General features: G+C 34.7%; 25 protein-coding genes. 22 read left to right on the forward strand and 3 right to left on the reverse strand.

Annotated features, from left to right (window positions below):
* The first annotated feature begins 19 nt into the window (after positions 1-19).
* The 11 genes from LNQ34_RS08490 to atpG all read left to right on the forward strand — a co-directional run bounded on the left by LNQ34_RS08490 (position 20) and on the right by atpG (position 11257).
* A complete protein-coding gene (locus tag LNQ34_RS08490; protein ID WP_229999245.1) occupies positions 20-1480 on the forward strand; it encodes a DUF5687 family protein in 1461 nt (486 codons plus the stop codon).
* 99 nt (positions 1481-1579) lie between these two features.
* Positions 1580-2275, forward strand: coding sequence for an ABC transporter ATP-binding protein (locus LNQ34_RS08495; RefSeq protein ID WP_202700906.1), 696 nt, complete (start codon positions 1580-1582; stop codon positions 2273-2275).
* 88 nt (positions 2276-2363) lie between these two features.
* Positions 2364-4982: a type IX secretion system periplasmic lipoprotein PorW/SprE gene (gene porW, locus LNQ34_RS08500; RefSeq protein WP_229999247.1), complete on the forward strand. Its 2619-nt coding sequence runs from the start codon at positions 2364-2366 to the stop codon at positions 4980-4982.
* Positions 4983-4984: 2 nt separating this feature from the next.
* Positions 4985-5413 (forward strand): bactofilin family protein, encoded by a 429-nt coding sequence (locus LNQ34_RS08505; RefSeq protein WP_202700910.1) that lies wholly within the window; start codon positions 4985-4987, stop codon positions 5411-5413.
* On the forward strand, positions 5361-5588 hold the full coding sequence (locus tag LNQ34_RS08510; protein WP_202700912.1) for an AtpZ/AtpI family protein: 228 nt from the start codon (positions 5361-5363) through the stop codon (positions 5586-5588). The genes LNQ34_RS08505 and LNQ34_RS08510 overlap by 53 nt, the downstream gene beginning before the upstream one ends.
* Before the next feature lie 565 nt (positions 5589-6153).
* Positions 6154-7332, forward strand: a complete 1179-nt coding sequence (gene atpB, locus LNQ34_RS08515; RefSeq protein ID WP_202700914.1) for a F0F1 ATP synthase subunit A — start codon at positions 6154-6156, stop codon at positions 7330-7332.
* 33 nt (positions 7333-7365) lie between these two features.
* Positions 7366-7563, forward strand: a complete 198-nt coding sequence (gene atpE, locus LNQ34_RS08520) for an ATP synthase F0 subunit C (RefSeq protein ID WP_008465835.1) — start codon at positions 7366-7368, stop codon at positions 7561-7563.
* A gap of 89 nt (positions 7564-7652) precedes the next feature.
* The gene (locus LNQ34_RS08525) at positions 7653-8153 is read left to right on the forward strand and encodes a F0F1 ATP synthase subunit B (RefSeq protein ID WP_017496870.1); all 501 of its coding nucleotides are present in this window, start codon (positions 7653-7655) and stop codon (positions 8151-8153) included.
* A gap of 4 nt (positions 8154-8157) precedes the next feature.
* A complete protein-coding gene (gene atpH / locus LNQ34_RS08530) occupies positions 8158-8691 on the forward strand; it encodes an ATP synthase F1 subunit delta (protein WP_017496871.1) in 534 nt (177 codons plus the stop codon).
* Positions 8692-8729: 38 nt separating this feature from the next.
* The gene (gene atpA, locus LNQ34_RS08535; protein WP_017496872.1) at positions 8730-10307 is read left to right on the forward strand and encodes a F0F1 ATP synthase subunit alpha; all 1578 of its coding nucleotides are present in this window, start codon (positions 8730-8732) and stop codon (positions 10305-10307) included.
* 89 nt (positions 10308-10396) lie between these two features.
* Positions 10397-11257: an ATP synthase F1 subunit gamma gene (gene atpG, locus LNQ34_RS08540; RefSeq protein ID WP_202700916.1), complete on the forward strand. Its 861-nt coding sequence runs from the start codon at positions 10397-10399 to the stop codon at positions 11255-11257.
* A gap of 164 nt (positions 11258-11421) precedes the next feature.
* Here atpG and LNQ34_RS08545 read toward each other — a convergent pair whose 3' ends face one another.
* The gene (locus LNQ34_RS08545) at positions 11422-11754 is read right to left on the reverse strand and encodes a hypothetical protein (RefSeq protein WP_202700917.1); all 333 of its coding nucleotides are present in this window, start codon (positions 11752-11754) and stop codon (positions 11422-11424) included.
* Positions 11755-12149: 395 nt separating this feature from the next.
* Here LNQ34_RS08545 and LNQ34_RS08550 point away from each other — a divergent pair, with 395 nt between their 5' ends.
* From LNQ34_RS08550 to LNQ34_RS08580, 7 genes are all read left to right on the forward strand, one after another.
* The gene (locus tag LNQ34_RS08550) at positions 12150-12596 is read left to right on the forward strand and encodes a GNAT family N-acetyltransferase (RefSeq protein WP_202700918.1); all 447 of its coding nucleotides are present in this window, start codon (positions 12150-12152) and stop codon (positions 12594-12596) included.
* Positions 12597-12690: 94 nt separating this feature from the next.
* Positions 12691-14151, forward strand: a complete 1461-nt coding sequence (locus LNQ34_RS08555; RefSeq protein ID WP_229999248.1) for a lipopolysaccharide biosynthesis protein — start codon at positions 12691-12693, stop codon at positions 14149-14151.
* A gap of 28 nt (positions 14152-14179) precedes the next feature.
* A complete protein-coding gene (gene dut / locus LNQ34_RS08560; protein ID WP_202700922.1) occupies positions 14180-14614 on the forward strand; it encodes a dUTP diphosphatase in 435 nt (144 codons plus the stop codon).
* Positions 14615-14818: 204 nt separating this feature from the next.
* Complete coding sequence (locus LNQ34_RS08565) at positions 14819-15835, forward strand: sugar phosphate nucleotidyltransferase (RefSeq protein WP_202700924.1); 1017 nt, start codon at positions 14819-14821, stop codon at positions 15833-15835.
* A gap of 49 nt (positions 15836-15884) precedes the next feature.
* A complete protein-coding gene (locus LNQ34_RS08570) occupies positions 15885-17237 on the forward strand; it encodes a tetratricopeptide repeat protein (protein ID WP_229999249.1) in 1353 nt (450 codons plus the stop codon).
* Between the two features lie 138 nt (positions 17238-17375).
* Positions 17376-18161 (forward strand): lipoprotein insertase outer membrane protein LolB1, encoded by a 786-nt coding sequence (gene lolB1, locus LNQ34_RS08575; protein WP_017496879.1) that lies wholly within the window; start codon positions 17376-17378, stop codon positions 18159-18161.
* 23 nt (positions 18162-18184) lie between these two features.
* Positions 18185-19438, forward strand: a complete 1254-nt coding sequence (locus LNQ34_RS08580; RefSeq protein ID WP_202700938.1) for a murein hydrolase activator EnvC family protein — start codon at positions 18185-18187, stop codon at positions 19436-19438.
* 511 nt (positions 19439-19949) lie between these two features.
* Here LNQ34_RS08580 and LNQ34_RS08585 read toward each other — a convergent pair.
* Entirely contained in the window at positions 19950-20339 is a 390-nt protein-coding gene (locus tag LNQ34_RS08585; protein WP_346432359.1) for a CBS domain-containing protein, read from the reverse strand.
* 260 nt (positions 20340-20599) lie between these two features.
* Here LNQ34_RS08585 and rbfA point away from each other — a divergent pair, with 260 nt between their 5' ends.
* From rbfA to LNQ34_RS08605, 4 genes are all read left to right on the forward strand, one after another.
* Positions 20600-20992, forward strand: a complete 393-nt coding sequence (rbfA, locus tag LNQ34_RS08590; RefSeq protein ID WP_017496883.1) for a 30S ribosome-binding factor RbfA — start codon at positions 20600-20602, stop codon at positions 20990-20992.
* 1 nt (position 20993) lies between these two features.
* Entirely contained in the window at positions 20994-22193 is a 1200-nt protein-coding gene (locus LNQ34_RS08595; protein ID WP_202700940.1) for an ABC transporter permease, read from the forward strand.
* A 169-nt stretch (positions 22194-22362) separates the two neighbouring features.
* The gene (locus tag LNQ34_RS08600) at positions 22363-23790 is read left to right on the forward strand and encodes an MATE family efflux transporter (RefSeq protein WP_229999254.1); all 1428 of its coding nucleotides are present in this window, start codon (positions 22363-22365) and stop codon (positions 23788-23790) included.
* A gap of 17 nt (positions 23791-23807) precedes the next feature.
* On the forward strand, positions 23808-24131 hold the full coding sequence (locus tag LNQ34_RS08605; RefSeq protein WP_229999256.1) for a DUF7716 domain-containing protein: 324 nt from the start codon (positions 23808-23810) through the stop codon (positions 24129-24131).
* A 57-nt stretch (positions 24132-24188) separates the two neighbouring features.
* Here LNQ34_RS08605 and dusB read toward each other — a convergent pair whose 3' ends face one another.
* A complete protein-coding gene (gene dusB / locus LNQ34_RS08610) occupies positions 24189-25181 on the reverse strand; it encodes a tRNA dihydrouridine synthase DusB (protein ID WP_017496887.1) in 993 nt (330 codons plus the stop codon).
* Positions 25182-25302 lie beyond the last annotated feature (121 nt).

The raw sequence follows: 25302 nt of genomic DNA on the forward strand, positions 1-25302 counted from the left end.
AAACTCAAAACAAATAACCATGATTAAAAAGTTTATTTATCTGGAATGGAAAGCCTTTGTTAGATCTGCATCATTTGGCACAAGTGTCGTGATGAAAGTTTTATTAGGTTTTTTAATGGTCTATTTTTCCTTGCTTTTTGTTGGAGCTGGAATAGGAGCATTCTATATTTTAAAAAAAATGAAACTGGAGCCTCTGGTGACAATCAACCAATTTTTGATTTATTATTTTCTTTTCGATCTGGTAGTTCGTTTATTGATGCAGGCAATTCCGGTTTTGAATATTAAACCATTATTGATTCTACCGTTCAGAAAATCGACCATTGTTCATTTTTCATTAGGCAAAACAGCATTGTCTTTTTTCAATTGGGTTCATGCACTGTTTTTTATTCCTTTTTCAATAGTGTTAGTTTTAGAAGGGTATGATCTTTTGGGAGTTATCTTCTGGTTTTTAGCGGCATTCTCCTTAATTTATATCAACAATTTTTTGAATATTATTCTAAGTAATATCGACAAGTTGTTTGTCGTTTTTGTTGGAGCAATTATCGCTTTAGGAGCCGCTCAGTATTATAAACTCTTTGATATTACCAGTTTTACAACGCCAATTTTCCAAGGTTTTTATGCAACAAAAGGATTGTTTTTGATTCCTGCTTTGATTCTGATAGGACTCTATCTGTTTACCTTCAAATATTTCAAGAATAATTTGTTTTTAGATGCAGGACTTTCGCAAAAAGAAGATATCGCTACCACTGAAAACCTTTCGTGGCTGAATCAATTCGGGACTTTAGGAACCTTTCTTAAAAACGATATCAAATTGATTAAGAGAAACAAAAGATCAAAAACGACTCTGGTAATGAGTTTTATCTTTTTGTTTTACGGACTTATCTTTTTCGGAAACAAACAACAGCCCGAGGTGATGACCATCTTTGCCGGAATATTTGTTTCTGGTGGATTCTTATTTGTCTTCGGACAATTTGTACCGAGTTGGGATAGTTCGTATTACCAATTAATGATGACGCAGAATATTCCGTATCGCGGATACATAACGTCAAAATGGTGGCTGATTGTTATTGCTACTTTCATCTCTACAATACTGGCGTCTTTTTATCTTTTCTTTGGATGGCAAATTTATTTAACGGTTGTTGTTGGAGCAATTTACAATATAGGAGTCAATTCGCATCTGGTACTTTTGGGCGGTGCTTTTACAAAAACGCCAATTGATTTGAGTTCGGCGGGAGGGGCCTTTGGAGATAAAAAAGCGTTTAATGTTAATGCAATGCTACTGACATTACCAAAGATATTAGTGCCTTTAGGACTTTATGGAATCGGATTGTATTTAGGGAATAAAACCATAGGATTAGCACTTGTAGCCGGTGCCGGAGTTTTAGGTTTTGCTTTTAAAGAAAAAGTATTTTCACTGATCGAAAAAAGATATAAAATAGAGAAGTACAGCACTATAAGCGCTTATAAACAAAAAAACTAATTAGTTAATTAGAAAATGTGTCAATTAGAAAATTGATAGCATATAATTGGAAATCAATTAAATTAACGATTAATCAAATCAACAATTAAACTTTCAAAAATGATACAAGTAAACCAACTTTCAAAAAAATATAACGATACAACAGTTTTAAACATAAACAATCTTGAAATTCCAAAAGGGCAGAGCTTCGGATTAGTAGGAAATAACGGGGCAGGAAAAACCACTTTTTTCAGCTTGTTACTCGATTTGATTCAGCCTTCAACCGGAAATATAGTAAACAACAATATTCAGGTGAATGCAAACGAGCACTGGAAATCCTTCACAGGATCTTTTCTCGATGAAAGTTTTTTGATTGGGTATTTAACTCCTGAGGAATATTTTTATTTTATTGGGGATTTACGTCACCAGAACAAAGCCGATATTGATGCCTTATTACAGCAGCATGAAGAGTTTTTTAACGGAGAAATCCTGAACAACAAAAAATATTTGAGAGATTTATCTAAGGGAAATCAGAAGAAAGTAGGTATCATTGCTACACTTATCGGTAACCCTGAAGTTGTTATTTTAGATGAACCTTTTGCAAATCTGGATCCGACAACGGTAAGCCGATTAAAAAAGATTATTAAAGATTTGGCAGATAATCCAAACGTTACTGTGCTGGTTTCCAGTCATGATTTGCAGCATACCGTAGAGGTTTGTGACCGAATAGTAGCCTTAAATAAAGGAGAAATTGTAAAAGATATTCAAACTTCAAAAGAAACCTTACAAGAACTGGAGTTGTTTTTTGCAGTATAAGTTTCTATATTTCAAAAAGAAGCGTATTTTTACAAGTCAATATACTAAAAATCCTTTTTAGAAGTTAATTGATATAAACTCTTTTCTATTGAAAAAGAATATTCTTAAATATAGTTTTTTTATTGTTTTTTTATTCTTTTTGATAGCCTGTTCTACCAAGAAAAATAATTTTTTGGCCAGAAATTCCCATGCGCTAAGTACAAAATATAACATTCTGTACAATGGCGGAATTGGTCTTGACAAAGGATTAAAGGCTGTTCATGCGAATAATCAGGATAACTTCTGGAAAATGCTTCCGATCGAAAAGATGCAGTTTGATGAGAATTTTTCACAAGGGGATAAACCCAAAAATGCTGATTTCGAAAAAGCGGAGACCAAGGCTACAAAAGCGATTCAGAAGCATTCCATGAATATTGGAGGAAGAGAGCGAAATTCACAAATAGACGAAGCATATTTAATGCTTGGGAAAGCCAGATACTACGATCAGAGGTTTATTCCGGCTTTGGAGGCATTCAATTATATTTTGTACAAATACCCAAACAGCAGTAATATTTATACTGCGAAAATCTGGCGCGAGAAAACCAATATGCGTTTAGGTAATGATGCCATTGCGGTAAAAAATATCAATCTGCTCTTAAAAAATACAGATCTGAACAAGCAGACATTTTCGGATGCGAATGCTTTATTGGCAGAAGCGTATTTAAATTTGGAAAAAAAGGACAGTGCGGTTGCTAAACTTAAAATCGCTGAGGAGTTTACCAGAATAAATGAAGACCGTGCACGTTACCGTTTTATCTTAGGTCAGATGTATCAGGAAGCCGGAATAAGAGACAGCGCCTTCTATTACTATGACGGTGTAATTGACATGAACAGAAAAGCGGATCGAAAATACATGATGCATGCCTATGCAAAAAAGGCGCAAATGTTTGATTATAAAAATGGAGATCAGGATTTGTTTTTAGAAATGTACAATAAGTTAGTGGCAGATCGTGAAAACAGACCTTATTTGGATGTTTTATTTTATGAAATGGGAGTCTTCTTTGATAAAAATGAGGAGCAACAGGATGCTTTGGTTTTCTACAACAGGTCATTGGGAAGAAAATCAAAAGACCCTTACTTGGTAGCGTCGACTTATAGAAATATTGGCGACATGTATTTTAAGAATACCAACTACACTATCGCTGCCAAATATTATGACAGTACGTTAGTAAAATTAGATCCTAAATCCAGAGAGTTTGCTTTTATTGAAAAAAACAGAAAAAATCTGGACAACGTTATCAAGTACGAAGCAATTGCAAAACGTAACGATAGTATCATAAAAGTATATGGTTTGTCTCCGACTGACAGAAAAAATTATTTTAATGATTATATCGCTGTTCTCAAAGAAAAAGACGAGGAGAAACGAATTTTAGAAGAAAAAGAAAAGGAAAAACTGGCCAATATCGATCGTAATACAAATGCTAATGGAGGACCAACAGCGGTTAATCCTCAGTCAGTTGGAACGGCTAATCCCGGAATAGGAGCATTTAATCCGCCGCCAGGAAATGAAACGGCAAGTACCGGTACCAGTACTTTTTATTTTTACAATCCTACCACAGTTGCTTACGGAAAATTACAGTTTAAGAAATTATGGGGTAATAGAGTTTTAGAAGGCAACTGGAGATTGGCCGCTGCGAAATCAGCCAATAATGCCGCATTAAATGATACTTTAAATAAAAATGCGGCAAATACTCTCAAAGATTCTATAGTTATTGAAAAATATACTACAGATTTCTACGAAAAACAGCTCCCTCAAACACAAGCTGCAATCGATAGTATTGGTGTAGAACGCAATTTTGCGTACTATCAATTAGGACTTATTTACAAAGAAAAATTTAAGGAATACAATCTGGCGAGTGACAAACTGGAACAATTATTAAAAAATAAGCCGGAAGAAAAATTGATTTTACCGGCGATGTATAACTTGTACAAAATATATCAAATTACAAATCCTGCCCGCGCCGAAAGGATAAAATCAGATATTACAAACAATTATCCGACTTCACGATACGCTCAAATTTTGAACAATACCAATGCGGGCGATTTAGCATCACCGGATAAAGAGTACCAAAAATGGTATAAATTGTTTCAGGAGGAGCAGTTTGATACCGTCTTGGATAATATTGACAATCTGATCAATCAATATTCAGGTGATGAAATTGTTTCTAAGTATGAATTGTTAAAAGCCAATACCTTAGGAAAAGTAAATGGTTTAACCGCATACAAAAAAGGTTTAGAATCAGTTGCCGATAATTATCCAAACAGTGATGAAGGAAAAAATGCGCGCGAGATTTTAGAAAAGCAAATACCAGTTTTAGAAAAACTTGATTTTACTTCAGTTGACAGTAAAAACTGGAAAATTGTATATGTAGTTGCTAATAACGACACTAAAACCCGTCAAAAGATTGAAGAAGCGATCAGAGTCTTTTTATTAGTTGAAAATTATGAGAGATTGACAACTTCTTTTGATAAATACAATAGAACTGAAAGTTTTGTGGTGATTCACGGTTTAAAATCAGAGGCATACGCCAGAGATATTTCAGGAGTTTTTAGAGATGATAAAAAGTATAAAATACCGAATCCCGCAATTATCATATCGAGTGATAATTACAAATTGATTCAAATTAAGAAAAACCTCGATACCTACTTAGCCCCCAAAACACCATAATCATGTTTGATAAAGTAAAAAAAAACGGAACAGAACTTTTAGGAAAAACGAATCGAATAGTTGAAGGAACCTCTATTGTAGGAGACATTGTTGCTAAAGACGATTTTAGACTGGACGGAGAATTGATAGGAAATTTTACTTCGCAGGGCAAACTGGTTATAGGAGCCTCCGGCATTGTAAAAGGCGAAATTGTTTGTAATAATGCTGATATTGAAGGCGTATTTCAGGGAAAAATTAAAGTTTTAGAAGTCCTTAATATAAAAGCATCGGCACAGATTCATGGAGAAGTTGCCATAGGAAAACTGTCTATTGAACCAGGCGCAAATTTTACCGCTACCTGTACCATGTTAGCTCATACTAAAGATGTAACCCTAAAAGATGGAAAAGGAACCGAACAAAAACAAAAGGAACAAGTGGCTTCCGCTCATTAATATTCCCGTTCAAATGGGGATTATTATTTTTTTATTTTCCTATTTTGGTACCTGGCTGGATGAAAATCATCCCAGTCCAAAATTAGATTACAACACCATTTTTGTCATGATTGGAGTTGGATTGGCTTTGTACAATGTAATTCGTCAAGTTAACGAAATCAATAAAACAAAGTAAATCATCTTTTAAACGGCTTGAAATAAATATTGCATCTTTGCAAAAAAAAATCAAATGCTTTTAAAAAATTACAAACCCATTTTATATTTATTCTTTTTTGCTTTGGCGGCTTACTTATTGCACAAAGCACTTTTTTCAGTTTTAGAAATTAATACCCAAAACTTTTATTATAGTACAGCCTTTTTGTATTTGATTTTTTTCGCACTGTCGGCATTTTTATACCTTATATTATTAGTAGTAAAAAAGAAGAATTTTGAAATTGTCGGAATGGCTTTCCTGTTCGGGACCGCCAGCCAAATGTTATTGGCCTATTTAATTTTAAGACCGATTTTGGAAAACAAAAGTGGCGAGATGATGGTTGAAAAAATCAATTTTTTTATAACATTTATTTTGTTTTTGTTATTTCAGACGCTTTTAACTGTCCGATTATTAAATGAAAAGCATTAAAATGGGGATTATGCAAAAGAAGGTTCAAAAATAATTTTTCATATCCTTTTGAATATTAATAAAAAATGTACCTTTGCACCAAATTTTAGAAACGTAAAAAATAAGATTTTTAACAGATATGGTGATTTCAAACAAACCGCTCAAATTTATTCTTGCAGCTTTAGTAGCTTGTTCTCCAGTAATGAGTTTTGCAAATTCAGAGAATGACTCAACGCATGTACATGCTGAAGCCGCTCATGAAGAAAAAGTAATTTCACATAACGCGCCGTCGGAAGAGGAGCATGCAGCTCTTGACCCAAAAGCAAAAGTGGACGCTTTTATTGATCATCACTTACAAGATTCTCATGATTTTGTTTTCTTCTCAGATGAAAAAGAAAATAAACATTACGGTTTTCCATTACCTGTAATTCTTATTGACGGAGGTTTGAAAATTTTCTCTTCTTCAAAATTACACCACGGTGAAGCAGTTGCTGAAGTTGACGGAAACTTCTACAAATTAGTTCACGGTAAAATTTACAAAACAGATGCTGCGGGAACTATTACTTTTAATGACCACGGACATCCTGAAAACGAAAAACCATTAGATTTTTCGATTACAAAAAATGTAGTGTCAATGCTTTTTGTTTCGGTATTATTATTTTTAATGTTTACCGGATTAGCGAAGTCTTATAAAAAAGGACCAATCCCAACTGGTTTCGGAAGAGTATTAGAACCGCTTATTATTTTCATCAGAGATGAGATCGCTGTTCCAAATATTGGAGAGAAAAAATACAGAAAATTTATGGGTTACCTTTTAACGGTGTTTTTCTTTGTATGGTTGTTAAACTTATTAGGTATGACTCCACTTGGAATTAACGTTACAGGAAATATTGCAATCACAGTTTGTTTAGCTGCGTTTACTTTTATCATTACTCAGTTTAGTGCTAACAAAGATTATTGGGGACACATTTTCTGGATGCCAGGAGTACCAGTTCCGATGAAAATTATTTTAGCTCCGATCGAAGTTTTAGGTACATTAACAAAACCATTTGCATTATTAATTCGTTTGTATGCAAATATTACTGCAGGTCACGTAGTAATTATGAGTTTGATCGCGATGATTTTCGTAGGTAAAAATTTAGCAGCAGATTTGCCAATCTCTTTAGGACTAACATTATTTATTTCGGTAATTGAAGTTTTAGTTGCATTTTTGCAAGCGTTTATTTTCACAATGTTATCGTCATTATTTATAGGTATGGCTGTTGCAGATCACGACCATGATCATGGACACGGACACGATGATAATGTTATTATTTAATTTAGAAGTTTAATTTTATATATATAAATACTTATGGGAACAATTCCAACTTTAGTAGGTGCAGGTTTAGTAGTAATCGGTGCTGGTTTAGGTCTAGGTAAAATCGGTGGATCTGCTATGGACGCTATTGCTCGTCAGCCAGAAGCTGCTGGTAAAATTCAAACTGCGATGATTATTATCGCGGCTTTATTAGAAGGTTTAGCATTTGCTGCTTTGATCTTAGGAAAATAATAAAGAAAGAACTAACAACATCTTTAACGGTTGGTTAAAGGTGTTGTTACTTTTAAAAAAAGAAATTAAATATTTAATATAGTTATAAAATGGATAAGTTAATTAACGATTTTTCATTCGGTTTATTCTTTTGGCAAGCACTAATCTTGTTGGTTTTGATTTTACTTTTAGTAAAGTTTGCCTGGAAACCAATTATGGAATCTATTACAGCAAGAGAAGAAGGTATTAAAGATGCATTACTTTCTGCAGAAAATGCAAAGAGAGAAATGGAAAACTTACAAGCTGACAATCAAAGAATTTTGAATGAAGCTCGTGCAGAGCGTGACGCGATGCTAAAAGAAGCTCGTGAAATGAAAGAGAAAATGATTGCTGATTCTAAAAACGAAGCACAAGAAGCGGGTCAAAAAATGATCGAGCAAGCTAAAGCTGCTATCGAAAGTGAAAAGAATGCTGCTATGGCTGAATTGAAATCACAAGTTTCAACTTTATCATTAAGCATCGCTGAAAAATTATTGAAAGAAGAATTATCTAACAAAGAATCTCAAACTAAATTAGTAGAGAAAATGTTAGGTGACGTAAAGCTAAACTAAGATTATGGCAAGTACAAGAGCAGCAATTCGTTATGCAAAAGCAATTCTGGACTTAGCAAACTCTAAAGGTGTTGCCGAAGCTGTCAATAACGATATGAAGTCAATTGCAACGGCAATTGAGAGTAATGAAGAATTAAGTGCCTTTATTCAAAACCCAACTACAAAAGTTGAAGTTAAAGAAAGTGCTCTTTTAGAAGTTTTTGCAGATGTAAATGGTGTAACTAAAGGGTTATTTCATTTATTATTTGAAAACAAAAGATTTGAAATTCTGGAAGCTATCGCTTTAGAATACAAAAAAATATTTGACGAAGGTAATGGTGTTGAAGTAGCAAAAGTTACAACAGCAATCCCAATGGATGCCGCTTTAGAAGCTAAAGTTTTGGCAAAAGTGGCAACTTTATCAGATAAAAAAATAACAATTGAAAATACAGTAGACCCATCTATCATTGGAGGGTTTATTTTAAGAATAGGGGATCAACAATACAATGCTTCTGTTGCAAACAGATTGCAGGTATTAAAAAGAGAGTTAAGTAATTAGTTTTATTACACATAAAAGTGTCTAAATTATAAATTAAGATGGCGGAAATCAAACCTGCTGAAATTTCAGCAATATTAAGAAAGCAAGTAGAAGGTTTTGAATCTGGTGCTACGCTAGAGGAAGTAGGAACAGTACTTCAAGTTGGAGACGGTATTGCTCGTATTTACGGGCTATCGAATGTACAATATGGTGAGTTAGTTGAATTTGACAACGGACTTGAAGCTATTGTATTGAACCTTGAAGAAGACAACGTTGGTGTGGTACTTTTAGGACCATCAACTGGAATCAAAGAAGGATCAACAGCAAAAAGAACGCAACGTATTGCTTCTCTTAAAGTAGGTGAGCAAATGGTAGGACGTGTAGTAAACACTCTTGGTTTTCCAATTGATGGAAAAGGACCAATTGGTGGAGACTTATACGAAATGCCTTTAGAAAGAAAAGCACCTGGTGTTATCTTCCGTCAGCCGGTAACGGAGCCATTACAAACAGGAGTAAAAGCAGTTGATGCTATGATCCCGGTTGGTCGTGGACAACGTGAGCTTGTAATTGGTGACCGTCAAACAGGTAAATCAACTGTTTGTATCGATACAATCTTAAATCAAAAAGAATTTTATGATGCAGGAAAACCTGTATTCTGTATATATGTTGCAATTGGGCAAAAAGCTTCAACTGTAGCAGGAATTGCTAAAATGTTAGAAGAAAAAGGTGCAATGGCTTATACAGTTATTGTTGCAGCTAATGCTTCTGATCCAGCTCCAATGCAAGTTTATGCTCCTTTCGCAGGTGCTGCAATTGGAGAGTATTTTAGAGATTCAGGTCGTCCGGCTTTAATTGTTTATGACGATTTATCTAAACAAGCTGTTGCTTACCGTGAGGTTTCTCTTTTATTAAGAAGACCACCGGGACGTGAGGCTTACCCTGGAGACGTTTTTTACTTACACTCTCGTTTATTAGAGCGTGCTTGTAAAGTAATTGCTGATGATGGAATTGCTAAAAACATGAACGATTTACCAGATTCTATCAAGTCTATCGTAAAAGGTGGTGGTTCGTTAACGGCATTACCAATTATCGAAACTCAGGCTGGTGACGTTTCTGCATATATCCCAACAAACGTAATTTCGATTACAGATGGTCAGATTTTCCTTGATGGAGATTTGTTCAACTCTGGAGTTCGTCCTGCGATCAACGTAGGTATCTCTGTATCTCGTGTTGGAGGTAATGCTCAGATTAAATCAATGAAAAAAGTTTCAGGAACTTTAAAATTAGATCAAGCTCAATTCCGTGAATTAGAAGCTTTCGCTAAATTTGGTTCTGACTTAGATTCAGTTACTTTAAACGTAATTGAAAAAGGAAAAAGAAACGTTGAAATCTTAAAACAAGGTTTAAATGATCCTTATCCTGTTGAAAATCAAGTAGCTATTATTTATGCAGGTTCTAAAAACTTATTAAGAAACGTACCTGTAAATAAAGTAAAAGAATTTGAAGCTGATTTCTTAGCTTACTTAAACAGCAAACATAAAGATACGCTTAACGCGTTAAAAGCTGGTAAGTTAGATGACAACATTACTGATGTTATCGAAAAAGCAGCAAAAGAAATTTCAGCAAAATATAACTAATTAGATAATTAGTGAATTAGATAATTAGTGAATGTTCCGCATTTTTCTAATTATCTAATTTGCAAATTGTCACATTTTCTAATTAATAGATGGCAAATTTAAAGGAAATCCGTAATAGAATTACTTCCGTTTCATCGACGATGCAGATTACATCGGCTATGAAAATGGTTTCTGCTGCAAAGCTTAAGAAAGCACAAGATGCAATCACTGCGATGCGCCCTTATGCCGAGAAATTAACGGAGTTGTTGCAAAATCTTTCCGCTACACTTGATGGTGAAGTTGGAGGTGATTACACTACTCAACGTGAAGTAAAAAAAGTATTGCTTGTAGCCATAACTTCAAACAGAGGTTTATGTGGTGCATTCAATTCTAACGTAATTAAAGAGGTTAAGAATCGTACCGAATTTTACGCAGGAAAACAAGTTGACGTTTTTGCTATTGGTAAAAAAGGAAATGATGTTTTAAGCAAAACGCATAAAGTACACGGTCATCATAATGCAATTTTTGATCATTTAACTTTTGAAAATGTTGCCGGAATTGCTGATAGTTTAACAGAGAAATTCCTTACTGGAGAGTACGACAGAATCGAATTGATCTACAATCAGTTTAAAAATGCTGCGACTCAAATTGTTCAGACAGAACAGTTTTTACCGTTAGCGCCAATTAAATCTGATGCTGCAGTTTCTACAGGAGATTACATTTTTGAACCTTCAAAAGAAGAAATCGTGTTGACTTTGATTCCGAAATCATTGAAAACACAATTATATAAAGGAATCCGCGATTCATTTGCTTCAGAACACGGAGCACGTATGACAGCAATGCACAAAGCAACTGACAACGCAACTGAATTAAGAAACCAATTGAAATTAACTTACAATAAAGCACGTCAGGCTGCTATTACTAACGAGATCTTAGAAATCGTTGGTGGAGCGGAAGCTTTGAACGGATAGCTTATTTAAGATATTTTTAAAATATAAAAAGAGTTTGAGTCTTAGATTTAAACTCTTTTTTTTATTCAAGTACTTTTAAAAAAAAGACCTATTTTGGTTTTAAAAATATATAGCTATCCGAAATCTACCGCTTTTACTTGGTTTTTTGAGCCATAAATGCATTTTTAAAGCAGGTTAAAATGTTTACCTGCCGGACTGCGAAAATTATACTTATCACCTGTTTGTTCATTTACCAAACTAATAATAAAGCAATATTGCTTCCCTCCTTCAAGATATTTTGAAGGCTGTATTGATAATTTTGTATACTTTTCATGATCTATTATATGTGCAGTTGCAGGACGCTGATGACGTTGTCCTTCTGCTACGGGATAAAACATAGCATTAAGAACTCTAAGAGAATTTGGAGGAACTTCCTGAGGGGGCGCAAATATGGTAATTGTTGACCCTATTCTTTCAGATGTCGGAGTAAAATCTGTTACATCAATGTTTGTTATCATGGTTTTTATTTTTTTTAAAGTAAGTCCGGTGAGCCAGTAATGTACTTATGTTATATATACTAGACAAGTAACAGAAAATAGGTATCCTTGTCCTAAGATTTTTACAAAAGTAAGAATAATCTTAATTAAGAACAAAGACTTTCTTAGTAAAATGAAAATTAACTGTAACATTTTAGTGTGACAATGAGAATTAAAGTTATTTTCAGTTGTTAGTCCTAAAATGACGGTTTTTGATCATATTGGATGCTAGAAAAAATTTGAAATAAAAGAAAGACTGTCTAAAAGCATTGTCCGGAAGCAGATTAGCGGTTATTCGTGTATTTCCTATATCGGGTTGAGAATTATATAAGCGACAACGAAAAAATAAGTATTTTTGAAATCTATTTTTTTAAACAATGAAACTACAAATAAAAGAACTCACGACAATCAAAGAAATGGTGGATCAGATTGATACCATGCGATTTCTTTATCCAAATCTTTCAGTTGAAAAGTACACGGCCTATCTTTCAGAAATGGTTCCTCATAATTATATCCAGATCGGTGTTTTTGAAGAGGGTGTTTGTTTAGGGATTACCGGTTGCTGGTCGGCTACAAAACTATGGACAGGGAAATATCTTGAGATAGACAATTTTGTCGTAAATCCGGACGTTAGATCAAAAGGAATTGGAAAATTGCTAACGGATTATATCGAACAAAAAGCAATTGATTTAGATTGCAGCAGTATCGTTCTGGATGCATTTACCGGAAATTTTGCTGCGCACCGTTTCTATTACAATCAGGGGTACGGACCAAGAGGTTTTCATTTTGTTAAAATTTTAGACGAAAAAAAATTAACTCACTAAAATTCCGGCAAGTTCTTTTATTGAAGCGCAAAATCAATAATAAACCAAAGAATTGGTTATTTTTGTTTTATAAATTTTATTACACACATATATTTTGGGATTATATAAAAATCTATTCAAACAAACGGCTATTTATGGACTAGCGACGGTTTTGCCGCGAATGCTGAGTTTTCTGTTAGTCAGATTGTATACCGGTATTTTACCAACTGCAGAATACGGTGAAGTTTCGATTGTTTTGTCCTGGATGGTTTTCTTTAATGTGGTACTTTCGTACGGAATGGAGACGGCATTTTTTAGGTTTTACAGTGCCGAAGACGACAAGAAAAATGTAATAGCAACGTCTACGATTTCAATATTTTGGTCGTCCATAATTTTCTTATTTGCAGCCTTAATTTTTAGAAATACATTGGCAACTTTGGCCGAAGTAGATGTGCAGTACATCACGTACACCGTATGGATCCTGGTTTTAGATGCTTTGGTTTTAATCCCTTTTTCTAAGTTAAGAGCCAATCAGCGGCCTATGGTTTATGCGGCGATTAAAATAGGTAATGTTGTAATCAATCTGTTACTGAACATATTTTTCCTGATGTACCTTCCTAAACTGGCAGCATCAAACCCTAATTCTGTTTGGGATAATTTGTATGTCGAAAATTTTCAGATTGCTTATATTTTCATTGCAAATTTATTGGCGAGTTTAGCGACGTTCATCGTGCTTTCACCAAACTATCTTTCACTTGGACGAAAATTTGATCCGGTACTTTGGAAGAAAATGATGAGATATGGTTTGCCTATTTTAGTGGCAGGACTTGCTTTCGCAGTTAACGAACATTTTGATAAAATTTTGCTGGGATATCTGTTGCCGGAGAATCTTGCAAAATCTGAAGTTGGAGCGTATTCAGCCTGTTATAAATTAGGGTTGTTCATGGTTTTATTTGCAACGGCCTTCAGACTCGGGATTGAACCCTTCTTTTTCAGTCATGCGAAAAACGAAAATGCACCTCAGACCTATGCCGTAATTACAAAATACTTCGTGATTTTAGGATCATTGATTTTATTAGGTGTTATTGTATTTGCAGACGTTTTAAAATATTTATTGCTAGATAATAAATCGTATTGGGAGGCCATGAAAGTGGTGCCGTTAATCATTTTAGCAAACTTCTTTTTAGGGATTTACAACAACTTATCGGTTTGGTATAAACTAACAGACAAAACACAAATTGGAGCTTATATCTCGATTGTGGGAGCCATCGTGACTTTGATTTTAAACTATGTTTTAATTCCAAAGTACAGTTACTACGGTTCTGCAATTGCGACTATTTCAGCGTACGGAAGTATGATGCTGATTTCTTATATTTTAGGGAACAGATACTATCCCATCCCTTATGATATGAACAAAATTGGAGCTTATTTAGGAATTTCAATTGTATTTTCGGCTATCTCTTTTTACGGATTCAGAGAAAATTATTTTGTTGGAATCCCTTTGTTTTTGGGCTTTGTCTATTTTGTTTATCATAACGAAAAACAAACAATCAAAGGAATTATGAATAAAAAGTAAGGGTACTTTTTAATCTTTTAAAATAAAAATGAAAATACAAATTATCAATAAATCACAGCACGCTTTACCGAACTATGAAACGATCGCTTCGGCAGGAATGGATTTACGTGCCAATTTAACAGAAGCTATTACGTTAAAACCCTTAGAAAGAACCATTGTAAAAACCGGACTTTTTATAGAGTTGCCTATTGGTTATGAGGCACAAGTACGACCAAGAAGCGGACTGGCGGCGAAAAAAGGAGTAACCGTTTTAAACTCTCCCGGAACTGTCGATGCAGATTATAGAGGCGAAATAGGCGTAATTTTAGTAAATTTATCCAACGAAGAATTTGTAATTGAAAATGGAGAGCGAATCGCACAACTTATCATTGCAAAACACGAAAGAGCAGAATGGATAGAAGTGAACGAGCTTTCTGAAACGTCAAGAGGAGAAGGCGGATTTGGAAGTACAGGAGTAAAATAGTTTTCAGTTACGGTCGCAGTAATCAGTTTAATAGATTGCGATCTTAAAAATGAAATGAAAAAACTTAGCAATCTTTGTGAAAAAGCTTTGCGAACTTTGCGGTAAAAAAGTTTTAACTTACAGTATAAATAACCTTTACGATTAAAATTAAGAACCAAACTAAGAAGGTTTTTTAAACCTTTCCATTAAAATAAATAAAAAGAAATGAAGATAATCGTTCCAATGGCGGGTCGTGGATCAAGACTTAGACCACATACTTTAACAGTTCCAAAACCATTAATTCCGGTTGCAGGTAAATCGATCGTGCACCGATTGGTGGAAGACATTGCCAAAATATTAAAAGAACCTATTGAAGAGGTTGCTTTTATTTTAGGAGATCCTGCTTTTTTTGGTGATGATCTTGTAGCAAGTTTAGAAGAATTGGCAGGAAGTTTAGGAGCCAAAGCTTCCATCTACCGTCAGGATTTACCTTTAGGGACTGGACATGCGATTATGTGTGCCAAAGAATCTTTATCAGGTCCGGCAGTAATTGCTTATGCAGATACTTTGATCAGAGCCGATTTTGAATTAGATCCTTCTGCCGATGCTGTTATTTGGGTGAAACAAGTGGATCAGCCGGAAGCATTTGGTGTCGTAAAATTAAATACTAATAATGAAATTATAGAATTAGTAGAAAAACCAAAAGAATTTGTTAGTGACTTAGCAGTTATTGGAATCTATTATTTTAAAGAAGTAGGTGATTTGAAAAAGGAACTTCAGGGAGTTTTGGATAATAATATTCAAAATGGTGGAGAATATCAGATCAACGACGGAATTAAAGCCATGATGGCAAACGGTAAAGTGTTTAAAACCGGAAGTGTGGATGAATGGATGGATTGCGGAAATAAGGATGTTACCGTTGAAACAAATTCAAGAATGTTAGGGTTTTTACACAATGATGGGGAGCATTTAGTAGATTACGATGTGAAATTGGAAAACTCAACTATCATTCCACCGTGTTATATTGGCGAAAATGTAGTGTTGAAAAACACAACAGTTGGTCCAAATGTATCCATTGGTAAAGGTTGTCACGTTACAGACAGTACAATTAGCAACAGTTTAATACAAACTTATTCTCAAATAAAAAATGCACAGCTTGACAATGCAATGATTGGAAATCATGTGGTTTATGATGGTAAGTTTAGCAGTGTTAGCATCGGAGATTATTCAGTTTTAGAATAGATTATCAGTTGGAATAGATTCGTTTTTGTTTAAAAATAAATTTTAAAAAATGATACAAAAAGGAGTTATCGCGATTTTATTTTTCGTTTTGCTTGGCAATCCCATTTCGGTTATGGCTCAAACAGAGCCGGAAGATATTGCTGTGGCAACCGATGAGTATCAGGATGCTTTTTATGAATCGTTGAAACAAAAAGGAATTGAAAATTATGATAAGGCCGTCATTTCATTACAAAAGTGTATCAAACTAAAACCTAATGATGCGGTGGCTTATTTTGAACTCGGGAAAAATTATCTGTCCTTAAAAGATTATCGAAGCGCGCAGGATTCGTTTGAAAAAGCGACTCAGCTTGATCCTAAAAACAAATGGTATTGGCTGGGAATTTATGATGTAAGTTTTGAAACCAAAAATTATCCTTTGGCGATTGAAACCATTCAGAAAATAATGGTTTTTGATGAAGAGTACAAAGATGATTTGATTTCGCTGTATATGATCACCAATCAGTTTGATAAAGCGTTGGTGGCGATCAATGAAATGAATGATAAGTATGGGAAATCAGAAGATCGTGATCGCTATAGATTGCAAATCTTATCTCAGGGGAAATATCAAAATGCAGAAATTGATAACTTGATTGAGCAGATAAAGCAGCATCCAAAAGAAGAATCAAATTATGTAAATCTGATTTTTTTATATTCAAAATCAGAAGAATCAGATAAGGCGCTAAATGTTGCAAAACAGCTGGCAAAGGAAATTCCAACTTCAGAATGGGCGCAGGTAAGTTTGTTTAAAGGGTATCTGGATTCCAATCAGGCTGATAAAGCGATTAAGGCAATGAATGTAATTTTGGGAAGTTCAAAAATTGATTCCAAAATAAAACATCGTACCTTAAATGAGTTTTTGATCTATACGAACAAAAATCCACAGTATGCGTCAGATTTAGAGAAAGCCATTTCCTATTTCGATAATGATCCGAATGTGGATGTGGCCAAAGAAATTGGAAAATTCTATCACAGTAAAGGTCAGTTTGAAAATGCGATTAAATATTATGAAAAAGATTTAAAAGCCAATTCAGAGACAGACCGTGAAACTAATTTGCTTTTGCTTGAAGCGTATGCTCAGATGAAACAGTTTGAGCCAATGACAAAAAGAGCAATGAGCATGATTGAGGTTTATCCAAGTCAGCCGCAGTTTTATTACTATGCCGGTTTAGGAAATAATCAGTTAAAGCAATTTAAAAATGCAAAAACCGTTTTAGAAATAGGACTCGATTATGTGGTAGAGGACAAAACACTGGAGGCAAATTTTAATATTCAGTTGGGAGAGGCTTACAATGGATTGGGAGATGCAAAGAAAAAAGAGGAATACTTTTTGAGGGCAAATGAATTATTGAAAAAGAAAAAATAGAGGAAAGAAAATAGAGGAAAGAGGGGGATGTGCTTATATGCTAAGATCTTGATTTTTATTTTCGACAACCTGAAACAACACTATAAACAATTAAACAGATTTTGATTTGTACAGATTCAAAATTAAAAAAGGCGGTAAATGAAAAAATATATAGCGATAGCGGTATTATCCGTTTTTATGATTTCCTGTAAATCAAAGGCGGTTGCCGTGCAGAACAATACCAGCGAAGTAAAAGAAATTACGCCAAAAGAAGAAAAAAAAGTAATAGAGAATCATTATAACAATAAGTTAGATTTTTCAACGCTGTACGTAAAAGCCGGTGCACGATATGTTGACGATAAACAAAGTCAGAATGTTACCGCCGAGATTAAAATTGAAAAAGACAAACAAATTTTAGTAAGTGTTCGTTTCCTGGGTATTACTATGGCAAAAGCTTTGATTACGCCAACAGCAGTAAGCTACTACGAAAAAATAAACGGTACCTACTACGAAGGTGATTTTACAAGTTTAAGTAAATGGCTGGGAACAGAACTGGATTACAGTAAAGTTCAGAACCTATTGGTTGGTGAAGCTTTAGATGATTTGAGAAAAGGGAAATATGCACAAACGATAGTAGATAATCTTTTTCGTTTAGAAGATGAAAAAGATTCTAATCTGAAAAAATCATTCTATTTGGATCCTGAAAAATACCTGTTGCAAAAAGAAGAGATCTCGCAGCCATCAGAAAACAGATTCCTGCAGATTTCCTATGCCGACAGTAAGGTTTTCAATCAGGGAATACTTCCAACAAGTATTGAAATCAGTGCAATTCAGCCAAAAGGAAAAACAAATATTAGTTTAAATTACAATACGATTTCGTTTAACGAAGAACTTTCTTTTCCTTACAGTGTGCCAAGTGGTTATAAGAAAGTTATAATTAAGTAAATTTGCAAAAAGAAAATATAAACATGCCAAAATTTCTCCTAAGCCTAATTTTTATATGTGCCACTACTTTTATGTGGGCACAAGATTCGCAACAAGAAAAACTGGAACAGCGTAAAGCTCAGATTCAGCAGGAAATTAGAGATAATGAAAAGATGCTGCAATCGGTAAAGAAAAAAGAAAAATCGGCAGTAAATGTTTATTTAATTCAGTCCAATAAAATCAAGCTGAAAGAAAAGCTGATTAATACTACTGCAAAACAGGAAAAACTTTTGAGTAATGACATGTATATTAATCAGGTTAAGGTTAATAAACTTAAAAAAGAACTGGAAGTATTAAAGGCAGATTATTCAAAAATGATTCTTAAATCATACAAAAGCCGATCTGAGCAAAGCAGAGCTATGTTTATTTTATCTTCAGAGAGCTTTTTACAAGCTTATAAAAGAGCACAATATTTAAAACAATATACCAATTTCAGAAAAAACCAGGGATTGGAAATTCAATCCAAAACGGCACAGCTGGAAGACTATAATGCGAGACTGAACGGTCAGCGTATTGTGAAGAAGAAGATTATTGCTGAAAATGAAAAAGAAAAACAAAGTTTAGAAACGGAAAAGAAAGAGCAGCAAAAACTAGTTAATTCGATTAAAAAGGACAAGAACAAAATTATTGCCGATACGAGAAGCAAACAGCAGGAAGCCAAAAGAATCGACAGACAAATTGATCGTTTGATCCGTGAAGCCATTGCAGAAGCCAACAGAAAAGCTGCCCTGGAAAGAGCAAAAGAAAATCCTGGTTCGACAGCATCTAAAACTCCGGTTTCCTCGTCTAAAATTGCATTGACTCCGGAAGGAAAAATTTTAGCTGCCGACTTTAAAGCCAACAGAGGAAAATTACCATGGCCGGTAGAAAAAGGATTTATTTCATTAGGATATGGTGATCAGCCTCACCCTCTTTATCCGACATTAACGGTGCATAATTCAGGAGTTGAGATTACAACAGAACAAGGAGCAAGTGCCCGTGCCGTATTTGAAGGAGTAGTATCGAGTGTAATTGTTTTGTCTCCAATCAACAGAGCTGTTATGATTCAGCATGGAGATTATTTTACCGTTTATCAAAACCTTAGTCAGGTTTTTGTGGAGAAAGGCGATAAAGTAAATGTAAAACAAAGTATAGGAAAAGTGAGAACCAGTGGTGACACCGGAAAAACCATCATTAAGTTTTTGATTCTTCAAAATACATCGAATAACAATCCGGAGGGATGGTTGCAAAACAGATAATAGTATTGAATGGGAGCTTTTAAATTTTCGACTATCCGTTACTTCTATTAATCTAGATAAATATAATTTTGAAAATGGCCGTAGATGCCACAGATGAATTCCGAATTGGGCTCCAGAGGAGTCTAATAGGTATAGCACAATTATCAAGCACGACAAATGAGCTCCAGCGGAGCGCTATGTCAGAGGTTGTTGTTTCTATTATCAGGATAAAATTTGGTAAAAATTGTATAATCGCAGCGAAGATTTTTTTGCTTGTCAAAATGACTGGATTGCGGAAAATTTGGTATAAAAAGGGAGGGGTTAAAAGATTTACATTCCGATCCCCTGGAGCTTTTTGATACCGTGAAATTAAAATTACTATACCTATTTTGCTCTACTGGAGCAGTTTTAAAAAAAGTAATAGTCCCTTTTTAAAAAGCTTCCAAAAAGTACAATATTAAAGTTGATTCAGGACTTAAATAGAAAACCTTTTCACCGGAAATAGACTGGTGAAAAGGTTTTTTATTTAAAGTTAATCGTATTGTTCAAGTAAATATTTCATAACATCTGTTGTCGTTACAATACCGGTAAGTTTGCCATTGTCGACAACAGGAAGTGCGTGAAATTCCTCCATAACTAAAATTTGAGCTAAATCCCGAATACTGGTATCGGATGAAACGGTTTTTGGCTTTGAAGTCATGATTTGAGAAATACTGAGCATTTCTAAAATAGCTTCGTCAGCTTCCTCCTGTCCTTCGAACAAAGCACCAAAAGTTAGGCGATTAATATCCGTGCGGCTTATGATACCAATTACTTCTTTGCCTCTGACGATTGGGATATGTCGGATAGAGTGATGTTTTATAAGTTCAACGATTTTTTTAAGGTCGTCACTTTCACTTGCAGTAATGACGCTTTTAGTCATAATATGACTGATAGGTTCTCTCTTTTTCATAATAGGAAGTGTTGTATTATTTCTATTAAAATTGTGAAATAATCCACATAAAACAAATGACCTTTATCATGTTTTACAATTTCTCAAAATGTTGAAACAAGTAGAGTACAGGCTGAATTTTCTTTAAAAGGTGAGTTATTTTTGAAAGAAAGTGAACGAGAATACAAAAATCATCCTATTGTTCATTTGAAATTGCACCGATTGAAATTTAAAAATAGTATTTTTGCAGTATGGAAACAAACAGACAGAAAAAAATAGGCGGTGTCATCCAAAAAGATTTGGTTGATATTTTGCAAGGTGAAGTGCGAAAAAACGGAATCACTAATTTAGTAATTTCAGTATCCAAAGTTAGTGTTACTACAGATTTATCGGTAGCGACAGTTTATTTAAGCATCTTTCCTCAGGATAAAGCTCAAGAAACTTTAGAAGGCATAAAGTCAAATACAACTTTAATCAAACACGATTTGTCACAACGCGTGCGTTTGCAATTGCGTCGTGTACCCAACCTGGTGTTTTTTATTGATGACTCTTTAGATTATATCGAAAAGATTGATAATGCATTATCTAACAGAGAGAACCCAATTGAAAACCGTGATCTTTTAGAAAAAAGAAGAAAATCATAAATTGAATTTCCCCCTTTACATAGCCAAACGTTATATTTTTAGCAGAAGTAAAAACAATGCTATCAATATCATCAATCGTATTGCCAGCATGGGAATTATTGTTGGAACGATGGCTTTGTTTGTGGTTTTGTCCGTTTTTAGCGGACTAAAGGTTTTCAGTCTTTCGTTCACCAACGAAATAGATCCTGATCTGAAAATAAGCAGCACTTACGGAAAATCATTTTTTGTAACGCCGGATCAGGAAACTCAGCTTAAAAATATTGATGGAATTGCTTCCTACAGTAAGATTATCGAAGAACGGGTTTTGTTTTTGTTTAAAGACAAACAGCTGGTAACCTACTTAAAAGGCGTTGACAAAAACTATATTGTTGTTAACGATATCAGGAAAAAACTTTTTAACGGAGAATGGCTAAAACCGGATACCTATCAGGTGGTCATTGGTTATGGAATTGCTCGTGATTTTTCGTTAGGAATTCTTGATTTCGAAAATCCTTTACAGATATTTGCACCTAAACCAGGAAAAGGAGCGATCGAAAATCCGGAAGAAGCGTTTAATAAAACAGACGTTTTACCAGTTGCAATTTACTCCATCAGTGAAGATTTAGATTCAAAATATGTTTTTGCAGATTTGGGTCTGACGCAGGAATTACTGCTGTATAAAACAAACCAGATTTCCGGAATAGAATTCAATCTGAAAGAAAACGCCAATGAAACTGCGATCAGATCTCAGCTTGAAAAGATATTCAAAAATAAAATCACTATAAAAAACAGAGCACAGCTTAACGAATCTTTGTATAAGATGCTCAATACCGAAAACATTGTAGTGTACCTGATCTTTACACTAGTAATTATCGTAGCCCTTTTTAATTTAGTGGGTGCTTTAATTATGATGATTTTAGAGAAGAAGCACAATCTGAAAACGCTTTTTAATCTGGGAACAGAAATCACCAGTTTACGCAAAATATTCCTGCTTCAGGGAACCTTGTTAAGTGTTTTTGGAGGTATAATTGGTCTTGTTCTGGGCATCATTTTAGTATTGCTTCAACAAGAATACAATCTGATTATGCTGACACCCACTTTGGCCTATCCGGTAGTTTTTACTTTAGAAAATGTACTTATTGTGATGGCAACTATTGTATCACTTGGTTTTGTGGCTTCTTTAATTGCCAGCAGCCGTGTGAGTAAAAAGCTTCTTGATTAGTATTTCTACCAGAAAAATATTACCTATATTTACCGTCTTAAAAATCTACAGCATATGATAGTTTCTGCTTAGTCCTATTTTATTTTTAGAATAATTAGGATACTTACGTTTGTTTTTTGAGTTCAGATCGTTGCATTTGGACAAATTTTATCATTTATCTTAATTTATTATGACAGAAACTACCATACAGAAAAATCTATTTTCTAAAATTTACACGACTTTAAAACAGGCTCTCCAGGGAGATGAGTCTTTTGATTATACCGCAGGAAGCATTAAAAAAGCAGTCATTTTATTAGCCATTCCGATGGTTTTGGAAATGATGATGGAATCTGTTTTTGCTCTCGTCGATTTGTATTTTGTCGGGCATTTGGAGCACAGCAGTTTTGCAATCCAGACGGTTGGATTAACCGAATCGGTTTTAACCATTATATATTCTATTGACATCGGGTTAAGTATGGCAGCAACTGCAGTGGTAGCAAGGCGTATTGGAGAAAAAGATCCCGTCGCTGCTGCAAAAGCAGGAATGCAGGCCATCGTTATTGCATTTGTGTTAAGTATTTTTTTAAGCATTTTTGGAATTATCTATGCCAAAGATATTCTCCTTTTAATGGGAGCATCTGTAGACGCGGCCGAACATGGTTTTAGATATACCCAGATTATGATTGGTTCCAGTTTAAGTATTACACTTTTATTTCTGATTAATGGAATCTTCCGTGGTGCCGGAAATGCTGCAATCGCCATGAAAAGTCTTTGGATTGCCAATATTTGTAATATTATTTTATGCCCGATACTAATTAATGGTTTTGCCGAAATTCCTGCACTTGGTTTACTTGGTGCTGCGATTGCCACCACTACCGGAAGAAGTATTGGTGTCCTGTATCAAATTTATCATTTGTTCTACGGAAATGGAGTTTTGAAAATTAAAATGTCCTACCTCTTACCGGATTTTAAACAGATAAATGCCTTAGTAAAAATTGCAGCACCGGGCGTATTACAGTTTGTGATCGCTTCCTGCAGTTGGATTTTTCTGGCACAGCTGGTAGCAACAACGGGAGGAGATCATGGGTCGGCAGGTTATCAGACCGCTCTTAGAATAATGATGTTTTTTATTCTTCCGGCCTGGGGATTGAGTAATGCCGCTGCGACTTTGGTAGGACAAAATTTAGGAGCCAAACAAATTGAGCGCGCGGAGAAATCTGTTTATACTACAGCAAAATACAATGTCATCTTCATGGCGACTATTATGATCATTACCTTGTGTTTTGGAGAATATATCATTTCATTTTTTACCAATGACGAAATGGTAAAAACCATTGCTGTTGAAGCATTACAGATTATGAGTGTAGGATTTATTTTTTACGGAATCGGGATGGTTTTGATCAACACATTTAATGGGGCGGGAGATACCTGGACACCAACAGGAATTAATTTCTTTGGATTTTGGCTGTTTCAGATTCCCCTAGCATTTGTGCTGGCAAAACATTTTAATATGGGACCAAAAGGCGTTTTCATTGCAATTCCGGTTGCTGAAACGGCTATTACTTTAGCAGGGATTTTCTTTTACAAAAAAGGAAAATGGAAACGTGTTCAGGTGTAATTTTAAGTGAAAATAGTATGGAATTAATAAGTATTAGAGAGGTATTATCGCATCCGGAAAAGAATTTAGAATGGTTTTATCTTCCTCCAAATTCTGGCGAATGGAATTTAGATACCTTAGGAATTTTTTCACTTGATAGTCGTGATTTTGCACCAGACTCGGATGAATATTTGCCAAAACAAGTAAAAGAAAAGGGTTGGGTGGAAACATTGGATGGTGCAAGTATTGAAGATGTGGTAGAAAATGCAAAAGAAGAATTAGAAAATCCATCCATAAATCAATTGTTTGATGCATTCATTTTTTATTTTGAAAATGATGCATTTCTTGAGTTTGAGAATTAAATGATTTTATGCAAAAAGAGGAAGCCATGTAAATGAAACTTCCTCTTTTTTTATTTTTTAAACAAACTCATATCCGGCATAAACCTGTTCGATTTCTTTCATAACAGCGAAAAGATTTTCAGGTTCGTCTGTAGTAACTAGTTTTTGTTTGTATTCTTTAAACGAATGGATTCCTTTGAAATAATTGGTGTAATGACGGCGCATTTCTACAATTCCCAAGCGTTCGCCTTTCCAATCCATAGACCATTGCAAATGATTTCTGGCCGCTTCAACACGATCAATTACGGTAGGAGAAGGTAAATGCTCCCCGGTATTAAAATAGTGCTTGATTTCGTTAAAAATCCACGGATAACCAATCGCAGCGCGACCAATCATGATCCCGTCGATACCGTATTCATTTTTATATTTTAATGCTTTCTCAGGACTGTCGATATCGCCATTTCCAAAAATAGGCATGGTGATTCTTGGGTTGTTTTTTACACGTGCAATGTGCGACCAATCCGAATGGCCTTTATACATTTGTGCACGGGTTCTGGCGTGAATCGTCAGAGCCTGAACACCAATATCCTGAAGCCTTTCGGCTACTTCATCAATATTAATAGAGCTGTCATCCCAGCCCAAACGCGTTTTTACCGTTACAGGTAAATCGGTACTTCTGATCACCGCTTTGGTTAAACGTACCATCAGATCGACATCTTTTAAAACTCCGGCTCCGGCACCTTTGCAAACTACTTTTTTTACCGGACATCCAAAGTTAATATCCACCAAATCCGGTTTTACGGCAGAAACAATTTTAGACGAAAGTGCCATTGCTTCTTCATCACCACCAAAAATCTGGATTCCAACAGGACGTTCGTAATCAAAAATATCCAGCTTCATTCGACTTTTGATAGCATCACGAATTAATCCTTCCGACGAAATAAATTCAGAATACATTAAGTCAGCGCCATGCGTTTTGCACAATCTGCGAAACGGTGGATCGCTCACATCTTCCATCGGTGCGAGTAATAAAGGAAATTCGGGTAATTCTATGTTGCCAATCTTGACCATCTTCAATATTTTTTGCAAAATTACAACATTTAGTTCAATTTAAAAGATTCTAAGTCTCTAAGATGCTAAGGTTCTGAGTTTTCATTCTTATTAAATAGTAAAAGAGAAACTTAGATCCTTA

Source organism: Flavobacterium lipolyticum, from assembly GCF_020905335.1.
GTDB lineage: Bacteria > Bacteroidota > Bacteroidia > Flavobacteriales > Flavobacteriaceae > Flavobacterium > Flavobacterium lipolyticum.

Excerpts from the sequence above, each read along its gene's own strand:
- LNQ34_RS08525 (WP_017496870.1), top strand. The coding sequence starts at position 7,653 with ATGGATAAGTTAATTAACGATTTTTCATTCGGTTTATTCTTTTGGCAA.
- LNQ34_RS08505 (WP_202700910.1), top strand. The coding sequence starts at position 4,985 with ATGTTTGATAAAGTAAAAAAAAACGGAACAGAACTTTTAGGAAAAACG.
- LNQ34_RS08585 (WP_346432359.1), bottom strand. The coding sequence starts at position 20,339 with ATGACTAAAAGCGTCATTACTGCAAGTGAAAGTGACGACCTTAAAAAA.
- LNQ34_RS08550 (WP_202700918.1), top strand. The coding sequence starts at position 12,150 with ATGAAACTACAAATAAAAGAACTCACGACAATCAAAGAAATGGTGGAT.
- LNQ34_RS08580 (WP_202700938.1), top strand. The coding sequence starts at position 18,185 with ATGCCAAAATTTCTCCTAAGCCTAATTTTTATATGTGCCACTACTTTT.
- dut (WP_202700922.1), top strand. The coding sequence starts at position 14,180 with ATGAAAATACAAATTATCAATAAATCACAGCACGCTTTACCGAACTAT.
- atpB (WP_202700914.1), top strand. The coding sequence starts at position 6,154 with ATGGTGATTTCAAACAAACCGCTCAAATTTATTCTTGCAGCTTTAGTA.
- rbfA (WP_017496883.1), top strand. The coding sequence starts at position 20,600 with ATGGAAACAAACAGACAGAAAAAAATAGGCGGTGTCATCCAAAAAGAT.
- LNQ34_RS08510 (WP_202700912.1), top strand. The coding sequence starts at position 5,361 with ATGGAAAAGGAACCGAACAAAAACAAAAGGAACAAGTGGCTTCCGCTC.
- LNQ34_RS08600 (WP_229999254.1), top strand. The coding sequence starts at position 22,363 with ATGACAGAAACTACCATACAGAAAAATCTATTTTCTAAAATTTACACG.
- LNQ34_RS08545 (WP_202700917.1), bottom strand. The coding sequence starts at position 11,754 with ATGATAACAAACATTGATGTAACAGATTTTACTCCGACATCTGAAAGA.
- atpG (WP_202700916.1), top strand. The coding sequence starts at position 10,397 with ATGGCAAATTTAAAGGAAATCCGTAATAGAATTACTTCCGTTTCATCG.
- atpH (WP_017496871.1), top strand. The coding sequence starts at position 8,158 with ATGGCAAGTACAAGAGCAGCAATTCGTTATGCAAAAGCAATTCTGGAC.
- atpA (WP_017496872.1), top strand. The coding sequence starts at position 8,730 with ATGGCGGAAATCAAACCTGCTGAAATTTCAGCAATATTAAGAAAGCAA.
- LNQ34_RS08565 (WP_202700924.1), top strand. The coding sequence starts at position 14,819 with ATGAAGATAATCGTTCCAATGGCGGGTCGTGGATCAAGACTTAGACCA.
- dusB (WP_017496887.1), bottom strand. The coding sequence starts at position 25,181 with ATGGTCAAGATTGGCAACATAGAATTACCCGAATTTCCTTTATTACTC.
- lolB1 (WP_017496879.1), top strand. The coding sequence starts at position 17,376 with ATGAAAAAATATATAGCGATAGCGGTATTATCCGTTTTTATGATTTCC.
- LNQ34_RS08570 (WP_229999249.1), top strand. The coding sequence starts at position 15,885 with ATGATACAAAAAGGAGTTATCGCGATTTTATTTTTCGTTTTGCTTGGC.
- atpE (WP_008465835.1), top strand. The coding sequence starts at position 7,366 with ATGGGAACAATTCCAACTTTAGTAGGTGCAGGTTTAGTAGTAATCGGT.
- LNQ34_RS08495 (WP_202700906.1), top strand. The coding sequence starts at position 1,580 with ATGATACAAGTAAACCAACTTTCAAAAAAATATAACGATACAACAGTT.
- LNQ34_RS08605 (WP_229999256.1), top strand. The coding sequence starts at position 23,808 with ATGGAATTAATAAGTATTAGAGAGGTATTATCGCATCCGGAAAAGAAT.
- LNQ34_RS08490 (WP_229999245.1), top strand. The coding sequence starts at position 20 with ATGATTAAAAAGTTTATTTATCTGGAATGGAAAGCCTTTGTTAGATCT.